At 59.5% G+C, this 14,680-nt stretch carries 10 protein-coding genes and 1 tRNA gene; 7 read left to right on the top strand and 4 right to left on the bottom strand.

Annotation, left to right across the window (positions count from 1 at the left end):
• Positions 1 to 13: 13 nt before the first annotated feature.
• A complete protein-coding gene (locus tag HYPGJ_RS01905) occupies positions 14 to 673 on the top strand; it encodes a response regulator transcription factor (RefSeq protein WP_046845813.1) in 660 nt (219 codons plus the stop codon).
• A 39-nt stretch (positions 674 to 712) separates the two neighbouring features.
• Here HYPGJ_RS01905 and HYPGJ_RS01910 read toward each other — a convergent pair whose 3' ends face one another.
• Positions 713 to 1,126, bottom strand: a complete 414-nt coding sequence (locus tag HYPGJ_RS01910; protein WP_046845609.1) for a response regulator — start codon at positions 1,124 to 1,126, stop codon at positions 713 to 715.
• A 244-nt stretch (positions 1,127 to 1,370) separates the two neighbouring features.
• Here HYPGJ_RS01910 and HYPGJ_RS01915 point away from each other — a divergent pair, with 244 nt between their 5' ends.
• Complete coding sequence (locus HYPGJ_RS01915) at positions 1,371 to 2,078, top strand: DUF1345 domain-containing protein (RefSeq protein WP_046845610.1); 708 nt, start codon at positions 1,371 to 1,373, stop codon at positions 2,076 to 2,078.
• A gap of 106 nt (positions 2,079 to 2,184) precedes the next feature.
• Complete coding sequence (locus HYPGJ_RS01920) at positions 2,185 to 4,053, top strand: PAS domain S-box protein (RefSeq protein WP_046845611.1); 1,869 nt, start codon at positions 2,185 to 2,187, stop codon at positions 4,051 to 4,053.
• A gap of 15 nt (positions 4,054 to 4,068) precedes the next feature.
• On the opposite strand, the gene HYPGJ_RS01925 is transcribed toward HYPGJ_RS01920, so the two are convergent.
• Together HYPGJ_RS01925 and HYPGJ_RS01930 are read right to left on the bottom strand one after the other, a co-directional pair.
• Positions 4,069 to 5,181, bottom strand: coding sequence for a beta-ketoacyl-ACP synthase III (locus HYPGJ_RS01925; protein WP_046845612.1), 1,113 nt, complete (start codon positions 5,179 to 5,181; stop codon positions 4,069 to 4,071).
• Between the two features lie 324 nt (positions 5,182 to 5,505).
• Positions 5,506 to 6,396, bottom strand: coding sequence for an SDR family oxidoreductase (locus tag HYPGJ_RS01930; RefSeq protein ID WP_046845613.1), 891 nt, complete (start codon positions 6,394 to 6,396; stop codon positions 5,506 to 5,508).
• 275 nt (positions 6,397 to 6,671) lie between these two features.
• Here HYPGJ_RS01930 and HYPGJ_RS01935 point away from each other — a divergent pair, with 275 nt between their 5' ends.
• From HYPGJ_RS01935 to HYPGJ_RS01950, 4 genes are all read left to right on the top strand, one after another.
• Positions 6,672 to 8,975, top strand: coding sequence for an ABC transporter substrate-binding protein (locus HYPGJ_RS01935; protein ID WP_052750754.1), 2,304 nt, complete (start codon positions 6,672 to 6,674; stop codon positions 8,973 to 8,975).
• A 266-nt stretch (positions 8,976 to 9,241) separates the two neighbouring features.
• Entirely contained in the window at positions 9,242 to 12,424 is a 3,183-nt protein-coding gene (locus HYPGJ_RS01940; RefSeq protein WP_046845614.1) for an efflux RND transporter permease subunit, read from the top strand.
• The gene (locus HYPGJ_RS01945; protein WP_046845615.1) at positions 12,414 to 13,631 is read left to right on the top strand and encodes an efflux RND transporter periplasmic adaptor subunit; all 1,218 of its coding nucleotides are present in this window, start codon (positions 12,414 to 12,416) and stop codon (positions 13,629 to 13,631) included. Before HYPGJ_RS01940 ends, HYPGJ_RS01945 begins: the two co-directional genes overlap by 11 nt.
• Positions 13,632 to 13,706: 75 nt before the next feature.
• Positions 13,707 to 14,066 carry a hypothetical protein gene (locus HYPGJ_RS01950; protein WP_046845616.1) on the top strand — a complete coding sequence of 120 codons (360 nt, stop codon included), beginning with the start codon at positions 13,707 to 13,709 and terminating at the stop codon, positions 14,064 to 14,066.
• A gap of 388 nt (positions 14,067 to 14,454) precedes the next feature.
• Here the strand turns inward: HYPGJ_RS01950 and HYPGJ_RS01955 are convergent.
• A tRNA-Thr gene (locus HYPGJ_RS01955) sits at positions 14,455 to 14,530 on the bottom strand.
• Positions 14,531 to 14,680: the final 150 nt, after the last annotated feature.

Here is a 14,680-nt window from a genome sequence, read left to right on the forward strand (position 1 = left end):
GAGTCGCCCCATGATGAATGCTAAACGAGATGCGGTGCTTGTGGCCGACGATCACAGTCTTTATCGCACGGGCCTGAGCTATCTGTTGAAAGACCGGCTTGGATTCAACACCGTCGTCGAGGTGGCGACCTTCGATGCGGCGCTGGATCGTTTGTCGGAGCTTGATGGGATCGGGCTTGCGCTGTTCGATTTGGCGATGCCCGGCGTTTCCGGTCCTGAAAGTCTTGGTGTCATCAAAGAGACGTACCCGGACGTTCGCGTGGCGATCGTCTCAGGCTCGGAAGAGCGCAGCGATGTCCTAAAAGCTGTCGCGACCGGGCTTGGCGGCTATGTACCGAAGTCGTTGCAGGATGATGAAATCGTTGCGGCGCTGCGGGACATCCTCGATGGGCGTATCTATGTCCCGAGATTCATGACGTCTCACGGCTCGACGGTGGCGGCTCGATCACCGCTACCGGAGTTGACCGAGAAGGCAAGCGCCAGCAGCGCAACGGCCTCGAAGCCGATTTCGCCGCGCCAGCGCGATGTCCTCGAATGCGTTCGGCGCGGTCTTTCGAATAAGGAAATCGCGCGCGAACTCGAGATCGCGGAAGGCACGGTGAAGATTCACCTTGCGGCGCTCTTTTCGCATTTCGGCGCCCGAAACCGCACCGAACTAGCGACGCGGCGCTGACTGCAGATCCGTTCGTGCAAGCGCGACCGGAGATCGGGCTCAGCGATATCCGAGCTTCTGAGCAAGCCAAGCGTGCAGGATATCGGGATCGAACGGTTTGCGAATGACGGGAAACGGTTTGCAATCCGCGACGTAATCTCCGTGGCCCGTGGTCACGATCGTTGGAATGGAACGGCCTAAAGTGGATGCAATGGCGAGCGCGTCGACGACGCCGCGCATCTGACCGTCGATCTCGATATCCGTGACGATCGCCGCGATCTGATCCATACGTACGCCGAGCGTGCGAATGGCTTCCCGAGAGCTTCGGGCGGCAATGCAGGCATAGCCCCAGTCGTCGATGAGCATCGTGAGTGCGAGTGACGACCTGTAATCGTCTTCGATGACGGCAACCAGTGGCCGTGTCTCCGCGGACAAAGGCAATCGTTTGGTATCGGATGCGAGCGCAGGTCCCATGGTAAGTGGCTCCTGACCTTTCGGGGTGCGTCGTGCTGAGGAGACATCTTTATCGACGTGGTTCGCTATTCAGCGGGAGGCCATAGGCCACAAGACCTATCCTCACAGAACTGACGTTTATTGCCCGAATCGCTCGAATGAATTTGGTTCTGTTAAAGGGGGCGACCGCCGAACTTGTGGCTTGCAGACGCGTTTGGGCGTGTGTCTATTCAGAGTTCTCCACCGGCAGGATACGTGTAACCCCATGGACAGCTCAGCGACGGTTCGCAAGCGTGCGGCGTGGTACAGTCCGCATTCGGTCTGGCGTTCACTCGCCCTGCGGCCGCGCGCCTTCGCTGCCGCGATTGCCGGCTTAGCCGTACTCATGCTGCTGCCGAACTCTTTTCGCGGCCCGGTTCGCGAAGCGATGGCGTGGTGCGCCGGCGGCGGGGTTTATCTCATCATGGCTTTTCGCGTGATGTCGAGTTGCTCGGGACAAGCGCTGAAGCGGCGAGCGGCACGCCAGGACGACAGCGCCATCGTCATTCTCGTGGTGGTGCTACTCGCAATTTTCTCAAGCTTTGCCGCGATTTTTGGCATCATCGGCGAAGCCAAGGGCGCCACGACCGACGGCAAGCTCTTTTTCGTCGGGCTTGCCGCAGCGACGATCGTCATATCGTGGCTCGTGACGCAGGTGGTGTTCACGCTGCACTATGCTCACGAGTTCTATGCGCCGCGCCGGACGGCCGACAAAGATGCGCCGCAAGCTCTTAATTTTCCTGAAGATAAAGAGCCCGACTATTGGGACTTCTTCTATTTTTCGACCTCGTTCGGAGCCGCGTCGCAGACGTCTGACGTGATGATTAATTCAAAGTCGATGCGAAGGCTGACGACCTTGCACGCCATTGTTTCATTTTTTTTCAACACCATGGTCTTGGCGCTGACGATCAACCTCGCAGCCAGCCTTGCGTGATCTCGGTTGAAATGGAACCAATTCCAGGCGTTGAATGTTTCATTGAGCTTGGATGGGCCGTCTGTCTGTCGGACAGGTTCAGCGCGCAGGGGCAGTTATAAGTGCTATGAAGGACGACCCCGTTTCAGAGGGAATTTCTCATCCCGATCAAAGTTCTGACGCGATAGAGGGATGCCGTTTCGAGAACGATCGGCAGTTGCTCGAGGCTATTTTTGAGGCCAGTCCGGAGTGCATCAAGATCGTGGCGCCTGACGGACGTCTCGTTCGGATGAACCCGTCCGGCTTGGGAATGGTCGAAGCCGAGCCGGGCGCCGAGGTCGAAGGGACGATGGTTCTTTCCCTTATTGCGCCGGAGTTCCGCGACGCTTGGCAGGCCAATCACGAGCGTGTCTGCAAGGGCGAGCGGCTGATGTGGACGTTCGACATTATCGGGCTCCGCGGAACGCGCCGGCGGATGGAAACGCATGCCGTCCCTATCCGCTTGCTCGATGGGCAAACCGGTCAGCTCTCAATCACCCGCGATATCACCGTCCCGCGCGAGAACGAACTGAAGGCCGCGCGGCTTGCGGCAATCATTGCGTCATCCGACGACGCGATCGTCAGCAAGACACTCGACGGCATCGTCACAACCTGGAACGCGGGTGCTGAAAAGATCTTCGGATATACGGCCGACGAAATCATAGGCCAGCCGATCACGCGCATCATTCCATCGGAACTGCATTACGAAGAAGAAGAGATCCTCGCGCGCATCCGCCGAGGTCTGCACATCGATCATTTCGAGACCGTACGTCTCGCAAAAGACGGCCGGCGCATCGACGTTTCCGTGACCATATCGCCCATGCGCGATAAGTCCGGTAATCTGATCGGCGCCTCCAAAGTCGGCAGAGACATCACGGAACGCAAGCACGCCGAGGGCTTGCAGCAGTTACTCATCGGCGAACTCAATCATCGCGTAAAGAATACGCTGGCGACGGTTCAGTCGATTGCCAATCAAACGGTTCATCGGGCGAAAAGCCCTAGTGATTTCGCAGCGAGCTTCGGCGGCAGGCTGCAATCGCTGGCGAAGACGCACAGTCTTCTCACTCAGTCGACGTGGCAGGGCGCAGAGCTTTCCGAGCTCATCCGCGATCAGCTGCCGTTCGGCGATAGCGAAGACGAGCGGATCACGTGTTCCGGTCCGCTGGTGATGCTCAATGCACAAGCTGCGCTGCATTTGAGCCTTGTCCTGCATGAGCTTGCGACGAACGCCATCAAGCACGGCGCGCTCTCCGATCGACGCGGACGGCTTTCCATCCGCTGGATGGTTCGCACCGAAACCGAGCGTAAGCTCGTTCTGCAATGGCAGGAACGCGGGGGCCCGACCGTCACGGTTCCGCAGTCACGCGGCTTTGGGACGACTCTCATCGAAAAAAGCCTCGAAGCGCACGGCGGCGTGACGTCGATCCGTTACGAGGCCGAAGGTGTTACCTGCGAGGTCATCCTGCCGCTTCCGGAGACGGAAACAAGCATCGGCGGTTCGTATCACAGGCCGCCGACCGAGGGACCCCAGGGCGTGAAAGGACTGAAGTCGTCGCAGCAACCGAATACCGTTGCGGGCAAGCGCATCCTCGTCGTCGACGACGAGCCGTTGATTGCGATGGATATGGTCGCAAGCCTGGAGGACGAAGGTTGCGAGATCGTCGGTCCGGCGACCACGCTGCGTAGGGCGTTGACGCTGGTCGAAACCGAGGACATCGACGCCGCGTTGCTGGACGCCAATCTCGCCGGTGATCCCGTCGACGAGCTGGCCGCCGTTCTTGTCCGGCGAGGAATTCCGTTCGCGTTCGTCAGCGGCTACGGGCGGGAGGGACTTCCGCAAGCTTATCAGCAGATGCCGCTGATCAGGAAACCGTTCCCGCGGCAACGGCTGATCGACGTCGTTCGTGAGATGGTCATCCAAGATAGTATCGTCGTACCGTTCCGGAAAACGACGTAGCCGCGTTCGCGGCGGTCAAATCTTTTCGACAAATACGGTGCCTGCGGAATAACCCGCGCCGAAACTGCAGATGAGGCCCCGCTCTCCGGCGGAAAAATCCTCATTCGCGGTATGGAATGCGATGATCGAACCGGCTGATGACGTGTTCGCAAACGTATCGAGAATGATGACGTTCTCGTCAGCGCGCGGCTCGCGCCCGAGTACCTTGCGGCCGATCATTTCATTCATATTGATGTTGGCCTGATGCAGCCAGAGGCGCTTCAAGCTGCGCGGATCGACGCCGATGTCGCGCGCGTGCGACAGGATCATTTCCGACACCATCGGCACGACTTCCTTGAAGACCTTGCGTCCTTCCTGAACGAACAGCTTGTCGGGTTTTCCGATACCTTCAGGTGCCGCGCGGTTGAGAAATCCGAAGTTGTTGCGGATGTTGTTCGAGAATTGCGTCTTGAGACGGGTGCCGAGAATGCGCCACGCACCGGCCGTTTCAGATCCGGATACGACGACGGCAGTTGCAACGTCTCCGAAGATGAAGTGGCTGTCGCGATCTCTAAAGTTCAGGTGCCCGGAGCAGATTTCCGGATTGACCATCAGCACGGCTTTCGTCGAGCCGCTGGCGATGAAATCGGCAGCCGTTTTCAAGCCGAATGTCGCTGACGAGCAGGCGACGTTCATATCGAACGCGAATCCGCTCAGCCCGAGTGCATCTTGGACTTCGACGGCCATCGCGGGGTAGGGGCGCTGCATGTTGGATGCCGCGCAGATGACGGCGCCGATGTTGCTTTTGTCTCCTCCCCAACGGCCCAACGCATCGTTGGCGGCTGCGACGGCCATTTCGGCGAGGACCGAAATCTGGTCGTTCGGGCGTTCTGGCAGGATTGGCCGCATGACGGCGGGGTCGAGAATGCCCGTCTTGTCCATCACGTGGCGCGATTTGATGCCGGATGCTTTCTCGATGAACTCGGCGGACGAGGGCTGCAGCGGCGCGACCGTTCCGTCGGCGATGGCGGCCGCATTCTCGATGTTGAACGATGCGACGAACGCGTTGAAGGCGTCGACCAGTTCCTGATTGCTGATGCTATGAGGCGGAACGTAAAGCCCGGTTGCGGCAATTACGGGTTGTGGCACGGCGGGTGTTTCCAGGATCCGGCGAGGCCGGTTCGAGCGACCCCTTGTTTTGTCGAGCGGCTACATAGCACGCCGGCGGCGCACTGTCCCGAGGGCAAAGGTTCTGACGCGGTCGCTGGCTGACCCGATCAGGGCAGCGGCTGGGCGAGATATTGTTTGAGATGCTGGAGAAATGGGGCGCGGCCACGCTGCATTTACCGAGCCCTTAAGAGCCCGCAGAGCGTGGCCGCGAGGAGTACCCGGATACGCGATACCTCACTCCAGGTTTCCTGCTACATAAACCGAAATTGGTTGCGATAAAGCAAACGGGAACCCAACGGATGCTTAACGCTGGAAGAAATCCCGTTTCAGCAGCATGCGCATGATCGGCACCGTTACGATGTGTGGAAGAACCTTTAACGCGCCGACGAATGCGAGGTTGGATACGCCCGGCGCGATGACGCGCTGACCGAACATGAAGCCGCGATACGCACTCTTCGCGACGCGGTCGGCAGTCATGGACGGAACGATCATGCGATAGAGGGAATTTTCCGCGCCCATGTCGTGATGAAATCCGGTTTCGACCGGACCCGGCGCCAATGCCGAGACGCGAACACCGTGGCCGGCGACTTCGCTGGCGATCGCTTCGGTCAGCGAGAGAACGTAAGCTTTGCTGGCGTAGTAGGCCGCCTGATTGGGACCGGGCACGTAGGCGCCGACAGACGTGACATTCAATACACCTCCCTGACGGCGCGCAATCATGTCGGGTAGCGCTGCACGTGTGAGCCGCGTCACGCTTTCGACATTCAGTGCAACGAGGCGTGATATTTCCTGCGGCGTCTGTTCAAGGAACGGTCCGGCGAGGCCCATCGCGGCATTGTTGACCAGCACGTCGAGATACAAATTCGCGCCAGCCAGCGCGGATGAAATGACGTCCGCGGCGTTGGGCTCGGTGACGTCGCATAGGATCGAAATCGGCTCGACGCCGGTTGCAGCCTTCAATGCGGCGACGGCCTCGGTGAGGTTCAGCGAATTGCGCGCAACGATGACGGTCGGGTGGCCCGCTTCGATGAAGCGCTTCGCAAGCGCCAGTCCTATGCCGCGCGATCCGCCCGTGACGACAACCGCCGGCTTCAGGTGCGCCACCGCAGCCCGTGCGGACTGAACGGCATTTTCGTCGATCGGCGCTCGCCACGGCATCAATCGGGAGGTCCAGTGGGCAGATTGGGACGGCATGCGGTCTCCAAAGGGGCAGGCGAGCCGGACGAAACGTAGGCGGAGGCCCTAGCGCCAGCAAGAGTGGCGCGCCTTAAGGCCGAAAGGATCGCGATGCCGGGCCGGATATTCATTTCCGGCGGGCCGCGCGTGCGCGGTTTTTGGCGGGGCCCAGGCAGAAACCTAATTTCTCCATTCTTTAAAGGCACGGCTTTGCTAAAAGGAGCGCGGCGGGCCGAGGGGTAGGCCGGCTCTCGGCTTTTTCGGGCACGGAAGCAATCGTCGGGTGGGATCAGGTGGATCGTGAGTTGTTCAAGGACCGCATGCGCGGCACGGCGTCCATTTTGCTGCGGCGGGCGACCGCGATTCTGATCGCCATATTCACGGTCATCGTCAGTGCCAGCATGCCGGTCAGCGTCGACTCCGTCGATGACGTCGAAGCAGCGCAACGGCCGCCGCTGAGCGTTCCCATCTTCATATCGTCGCGCGACGACCTTTGTTACGACAACGGGCAGGTGGCCGCCATCAGGCGACTTGCCGTGCAAGAGCAGCGCCGCATCAATCGCCATGGCGGCGTTGCGGGTCGCCGATTGCAACTGACGTTCCTCGACGATCAGCGCGATGAAAAGAAAGCGGCGGCCAATATGGGCCTCGCGCTGTCCGATCCCCAAACGCTGGCGATGATCGGCATGTCGAATGCGACGCGCGCGAAGGCTGCGTTCGACGCGTCGGGCAAGGATATCAAAAAGACGGGCATTCCATTCGTTTCCGATATTTCGGTAGCCGCGCTCATCGCCGATTATCCGAATGTCTTCACGACCCGGCCTTCCGAAGACGAAGAGCGCATGCCGGTCATCGCGGAATTCGTGAAGCAGATGAAGATTGCGCGGCCCGCGTTCATTGGTCTCGACGGGCAGCTGGCGAGCAGCAATTTCGGCGATGCGCTGACGAAGCTGTTCGGGCCGGGCGTCATGGCCGCCGATCACCGTTTGCATATGGTCGGCGACGATCTCCTCGATCCGGGTGAACTCGCTTCGGCGATTGCCGATCTCAAGAGCAAAAATATCGATTTCGTGTTTCTCAGCGTCGGCGGGAGCCGTACGGCCGACGTCCTGAAAAAGTTCAAGACCGAAGGTCTGACCCCACCGGCATTCGTCACCGGCCGGATAACTTCGCTCGGACTCGATGGCGATGCCGCTTATCCCAACGACATCTTTCAGCTCGCGTGGGATGGATTTCCTGACGTCTACAACGATCGGCTGCGCAAGCTTGTCTCGGAATCCCCCGACCCGGACGCCTGGATTTTCCAGGGTGCGAAGAACAACGCCGCGCCGGGATGGAAAAGTGGCAAATGCAAAGCGCGCGACGAGGATGTTCCTCTGAGCGTCGTAGATGACGACAACATGCGGGCGTTGTCGGTTGGGACGCAATATGCCGACATGGTCGGGCTTATCGCGGAAGCGGCGCGAGGAAAGGACGCGACGACCAGCCTGCCGGATCTTCGCAGCCTGATCGTTCAACGGCTGCAATCTGCTTATGTGCAAGGGCGGGGGACGTTCCAGGGTCGGTTCGATAACTGGTCGTTCCAACAAGCGTCGCGCGCTGCGGCGCGAACGCCGATGATCCTCATGCTGCCGCGCGGTCTCGGACATGCTCAGCTTGCACCGTTGCAATTCGTGCATCTGCGCAACAACAGCATGCAGCGGATCGATACGCTCTACGCCGATATCGATCTCATTCGGGCCGAGCACATCGACGACAACGAGAAGACGTTTCTCGCCGACTTCTATCTGTCGATGAACGATCGTGGCGGTGCGTCGATCGAGCAGATCGAATTCTCGAACGCGTACCTGGAGCCGGGGTCAAACGACCGGCAGATCACCGTCCGGCAGATTCATGACGGCGGCAAAAGCGAAGCATTCCCGGACCACATGAAGATCTATCGTGTGTCCGGCAAGTTCCTGTTCGAGCCGCAGCTGCTCGACTATCCCTTCGATACGCAGAGATTTTCGATCGATATCCAGCCCAAGAGCAACAACGCGCCGTTCATCGTGCAGCCGCCGCCGGACACTTTGCGCGACAGGCTCGTCAACGTCGATGGCTGGCTGCCGAAGGATCAGTATGTCGGATACGACGAAGACTTCGTGCGGACTGTCGATGCGCAGACGCTCCAGCCGAGCGTCGTGCCGTTCTACAAAGCGAATTTCGTCTGGCTGATGAAGCGGCAGACGACAGATTATTTCCTGCGCGTTGTCGTGCCGCTCGGCTTCATTCTGATGATCGCCTATCTGTCGATATTCATTTCGACCCATCACTTCGAGGCGATCGTCACGATCCAGGTGACGGCGCTGCTTTCGGCGGTGGCGCTCTATCTGGCGCTGCCGAAGCTCGATGCCAACGTCGAGACGCTGTCGGACCGGATGTTCCTATTCAGCTATCTGATGCTGAGCATCATCATCGCCATTACGATCGCGCGCGTGAACAAGTGGATCGAGCCGGTCGGCTGGCTGCGGAAATCCCTGAGCGTCCTGCACATTGCCGGGGTGCCGCTCGCAACGGCGGCGCTCGCGTTCTACGTCTATGAGCTGAGCCTGCTCTAGTCTTCGGAGGCCGCTTGTCCGGCGAAGCGCGCATGACATCCATGATGCCAGCGCGGAGTTAACTCAATTTAACGACTGCTCTTCGTCATCGTAATTGGTTATGCAGCATGGCGATGCGAGCGGCTCCCGTAGGAGCGCGCTCCCCGCCGGCGATTTTGTCGCTGGCAAATTGCGGCTGGACTGAGACGGATCGAGGCTTGCCTGCCGTTAAGCGGCGAGGGCTCCGTGGTTGAACGACCTTCGAGCGGGCGGAGAAATTTTTACTCATGGCTGCACTTGTACGCATCGCGCTCCGGTTGCCGTACACGTTCATCGTTCTCGCGCTTCTGATTTTGATCGCTGGTGGGCTAGCCGCGATCAGGACACCGATCGATATTTTCCCGGAAATTCGTATTCCCGTCATTGCCACGGTTTGGCAATACAAGGGCCTGCCGCCGGATGACATGGCGGGCCGGATGGTGACGCCGTTCCAACGCGCGCTGACGACGACCGTCAACGACATCGAACATATCGAAGCCAATTCCTACAGCGGCATCGGCGTCGTCAAAATTTTCTTCCATCCGAAGGTCAACATCAGTGTTGCGAATGCGCAGGTGACCGCCATCGCGCAAACGATGTTGAAGCAGCTTCCGCCGGGATCGACGGCGCCACTAATTCTTAATTACAGTGCATCGACCGTACCCATTCTGCAGTTGGCGCTCGCCGGCGAAGGTTTGAACGAGCAAAACCTGGCTGACCTCGGAATGAACCAGGTCCGCATCCGGCTGGTCACCGTTCCCGGCGCTGCCATTCCCTATCCGTACGGCGGCAAGCAGAGACAGATCCAAATCGATCTCGACACGGCCGCGCTGCACGCGAAAGGCCTTTCGGCGCAGGACGTGGCGAGCGCCTTCGACGCGCAAAATCTGATCAATCCGGTCGGCACGCAAAAGATCGGCGCGACCGAGTACACGATGGAATTAAACAGCGCTCCGTCGGATCTCGCGGCGCTGGGAGATCTGCCGATCAAGGCGGTCAACGGCGGCATGGTCTACGTCAAAGACGTGGGCCGCGTGCGCGACGGTAGTCCGCCACAGCAGAACGTCGTGCATGTCAACGGTGCGCGCTCGGTGCTTCTTTCGGTGCTGAAGAGCGGCGCAATCTCGACGCCTGAAATCATTCAAGGCATCAAGGACAAGGTCCAGGAAATCAAGCCGGGTCTGCCGGATGCTTTGACGATTTCGTACCTCGGCGATCAGTCGTTGTTCGTGCGCGGTGCGGTGAATAACGTCATCCATGAAGGCGTTCTTGCGGCGGCCCTGACGAGCTTGATGATCCTGTTATTCCTTGGAAGCGTCAGGTCTACGATCATCATTGCGACGTCGATCCCGCTTGCGGTGCTGGCATCGATTGCGACGCTTTCGGCGCTGGGTGAGACGCTCAACATCATGACGCTGGGCGGGTTGGCGCTTGCCGTCGGTATTCTCGTCGACGAAGCCACGGTGACGATCGAGAACATCAATTATCATCTGGAGCAGGGCAAGGACGTCGAAACGGCGATCCTTGACGGCGCCGATCAGATTGCGACGCCTGCGTTTGTATCGATGCTCTGCATCTGCATCGTTTTCGTGCCGATGTTTTTTCTGGAAGGCGTTGCGAGGTTTCTGTTCGTGCCGATGGCGGAGGCCGTCGTATTCGCGATGGTCGCGTCATTCATCTTGTCGCGAACGCTCGTGCCGACAATGGCGAAGTTTCTGTTGAAGCCGCATGATCCGAATGCGCACGACACGCCGACCCGCAACCCGTTCATGCGTTTCCAGCGAAAGTTCGAGCATGGCTTTGAAGCTCTGCGTTTGAGCTATCGCGGGCTTCTGGATCGTGCGCTGTCGCGGCGCGCGCTGTTTCTTTTGTTCTCGTTCGGCTTCATCGGATTGTCGTTCTATCTGGTCCCGTATCTGGGGCGGAATTTCTTCCCGGCCGTCGATTCAGGGCAGATCCTGATGCATGCGCGGCTCGAAGTCGGAACGCGCGTCGAGGAGAGTTCACGCAAGTTCGCCGAAATCCAGGACGTCATTCGCGCAATCATTCCGCCGGAAGAAATCGATGCGATTGTCGACAACATCGGCATGCCGATCAGCGGCATCAACGTCTCCTACAACAACACCGGCATGATCGGCCCGCAGGACGGAGATATCCAGATCGCTCTCAAGGAGGGGCATCGGCCGACGGCGGAGTATGTCAGACTTTTGCGCGATGAACTTCCGCAGCGCTTTCCGGGAACGACCTTTTCGTTCCTGCCCGCGGATATCGTCAGCCAAATCCTGAACTTCGGTGCTCCGACGCCGATCGATCTGCAAATCCGTGGTGCAAACCTCACCGAAAACTTCAACTACGCGAATAAACTTCTCCGAAAGATCCGGATGGTTCCCGGCGTCGCCGATGCGCGTATCCAGCAATCGCGCGATAATCCGGGGTTCAAAATAGATGTCGACCGGTCGCGTGCAAAATACGTTGGTGTCACGGCGCGCGACGTCACGAGCAGTCTTGGAACGAGCCTTTCCGGTTCGGGGCAAGTTTCGCCCGTCTTCTGGCTGAACCCGAAAAACGGCGTGTCGTATCCGATCGTCATGCAGACGCCGCAGTATTCGCTGGACAGTCTGGCATCGCTCCAGAATTTGCCGATCACAGCCGCGGATGCGACGGCGCCACAGGTTCTCGGCAGCGTCATCAATCTCGGCCGCAAGACGTCTAATGCGGTCGTTTCGCAATATGACATCCAATCGATGGTGCAAATTCTGACGACCACCGAGGGACGCGATCTCGGCGCCGTCGCGGCCGATATTCAAAAGATCGTCGACGAAGCCAAAGGCGATCTGCCGAAGGGAGCGACGGCGGTTCTGCTGGGGCAGGTCCGAACGATGAACAGCGCATACTCGGGGATGCTGTTCGGACTTCTCGGCGCAATCGTGCTTATATACCTGCTGATCGTCGTCAACTTCCAATCGTGGACGGATCCGCTGGTCATCATCATGGCTCTTCCGGCTGCTCTCGCGGGCATCATCTGGATGCTGTTCACGACGGGTACGACGCTGTCGGTTCCGGCGTTGACCGGTGCGATCATGTGCATGGGCGTCGCGACGGCGAACGCCGTTCTGGTCGTCAGCTTCGCACGCGAGCGGCTTGCTGAGCATGGTGATCCGATCATGGCGGCGCTCGAGTCCGGCTATGTGCGTATCCGGCCGGTTCTGATGACGGCGCTGGCGATGATCATTGGCATGGCGCCGATGGCCCTTGGTCTCGGCGAAGGCGGCGAGCAGAACGCGCCGCTCGGCCGGGCCGTCATCGGCGGCCTCATTTTTGCGACCGCTGCGACACTGTTTATTGTTCCCGTTGTTTTCAGTTTGATGCACCGGCGCAAGGCAACGGCCGCGCCGACCGATTTTATTCCGGGAGAATTCAATGCCGCCTGAGTTGCCCAAGGAAACAGGGGCGCGCTCGCGCTGGAAGATGCCGATGGCTGCGCTGGTGTTCATCGGCGCGACGTCGTTCATCGGCTTTACCGGCATTCAATGCAGAGAGCAGACGCTGGCCGGCCTCCGGGTCAAATCGGCCGAGCGATCGGTGCCGACGGTCGCCGTGTCGACGCCCAGCGTGCAGAAGAGTGTCGGAGTTATCGAACTTCCTGGACGGCTTGACGCCTATTCGCAGGCTGCGATTTTCGCACGCGTGAGCGGCTACGTGGCAAACCGGAAGGCGGACATCGGCACACACGTAAAGGCCGGCGACCTGCTTGCCGAGATCGACGCGCCCGACCTCGATCAACAGCTGTTTCAAGCGCAGTCCGAACTCAACAACGCCAAAGCGACTGCAGCTTTGGCGAAGGTCACGAACGAACGCTATCAGGCGCTGCTGCCGAAGGATTACGTGACGCGGCAGGGCGCAGACGAGAAGGCCGCAGATTTCGAAGCGAAGACGGCGCTCGTGACGTCGGCGCAGGCTAACGTCGATCGTCTGAAGGCGCTGTCGGAATACAAGCGCATCGTGGCGCCGTTCGAGGGCATCGTGACGGTGCGCAACACCGACGTCGGCAATCTCATCAATACGGGAAGCGCTACCGGCTCGGAGATGTTTGTCGTCGCTGACATTCACAAGCTCCGGCTTTATGTGAACGTGCCTCAGTCATATGTGCCGATGGTCACGAACGGAACGACGGCGGTTCTGACAGTGCCTGAGCGTCCCGGCAAATCGTACGAAGCCAAGGTCGAAGCGTCCGCCGGTGCCGTCGATGTCGCTTCGGGCACGACGCGGATGCAGCTCGTCGTCGACAACGCCGCCGGGGAGCTGATGCCGGGCGCATATGCGAACGTGCGGTTGAAGGTCGGCGATCAGAAGGATGTTCTGGTCGTTCCGGCGAGCGCCGTCATTTTCGACAAGGATGGCTTGCGCGTCGCGATCCTCAATTCCGAGGATCGGGTCGTCATGAAGCCGATCACGATCGGGCGTGATCTTGGCAGCAAAGTCGAGATCGCATCCGGTCTGGCGCCGGAGGATCGTGTGATCGAAAGCGCGCCTGACGACATCGTCGACGGCGACAAGGTCAATGTCAAAGAGCAGCCGACGCCTGCGACGGCACCGTCGTCATCGACGAATGCGGTGCATCCAAACAACAAAGGCTGACATCTTTTCTTTGCTCGGAACGCCGGAAGCTATGCCCGCGTTCTCTCTTCGCAACTGAAGAGGAGCGTGCATCGAATGCGTGGCGTTCTGCTAGCTGGCGCCGGTGCTTGGCTGATCATAGCACCGATGTCCATTGCGTTTGCCGAGCCGTCCGGCAACGAACCCGCGCAGCAACATCGGCAAACTCCCGATCAGACTATTCCCACGAAGGATGCCGACCACGTCGAGCCGGGAAAGGTTGGACCCGGAAGCGAAAAGAATTCGCAAGTCTCTCCGACGTCACCGGATATTCCCGCGCACAAGCAGCCGCCGCCGGAGATCAATTTACCTGCTGACACTGAGCAGCCGAAGAGTGGCGCACGCGAGTCCCATGACTCGCAAGGTTCGCCCGGCGCAACCACTCAGCCACCTGCGCCACCTGCGACTTCGCAATAACGGCGCTCTGTTTTCAAAGCGTCGCGAAACAAATTTTCCAACGGTCGGAAGCGTGCGAAAATTCTGAGAACAATCAGTGTGCCTTGCTTCACTTCATCTTTGTTGCGTTCAGTTACATCCATTGTGACTTGTTCATGACGATCGCATTGGTTACGCCTCGCGATATCGGGAGCGCGCCGCTGCTTGTCAGGTCGGACGAGCGGGATCGAAACCGGCAAGCGTGAGGGTGGTGCGAGCCTGTGAGCCCTGCCGATCAAACGGCAGGGCTTCTTGTTATCGCGCGCGATCGATGCGACCACGTCACGGCTCGCCATGCGCGCAAGACGCCGACGCCGATATGACGCTGGCTCCAGACTCATCTCGTATGCTGATTTCGAAGAGGATGTGGTGGTGCCGCTTGCGTGACTCGAACACGCGACCCCGTCATTACGAATGACGTGCTCTACCGGCTGAGCTAAAGCGGCAAACCGCCCGCTGGATTGGACCAAGCGGGAAGGCGCGAGGGATACCCTCACCGGTTCAGAATTGCAAGCCTCCAGCGTGCGTCCGTTTCGAACGAGTTTTCGAACCAATCGGGTCCGGAAGCCTGCATGTGCGACTTATCGCAACGGGCC

The organism is Hyphomicrobium sp. GJ21 (assembly GCF_001006785.1).
Classification (GTDB): domain Bacteria; phylum Pseudomonadota; class Alphaproteobacteria; order Rhizobiales; family Hyphomicrobiaceae; genus Hyphomicrobium_B.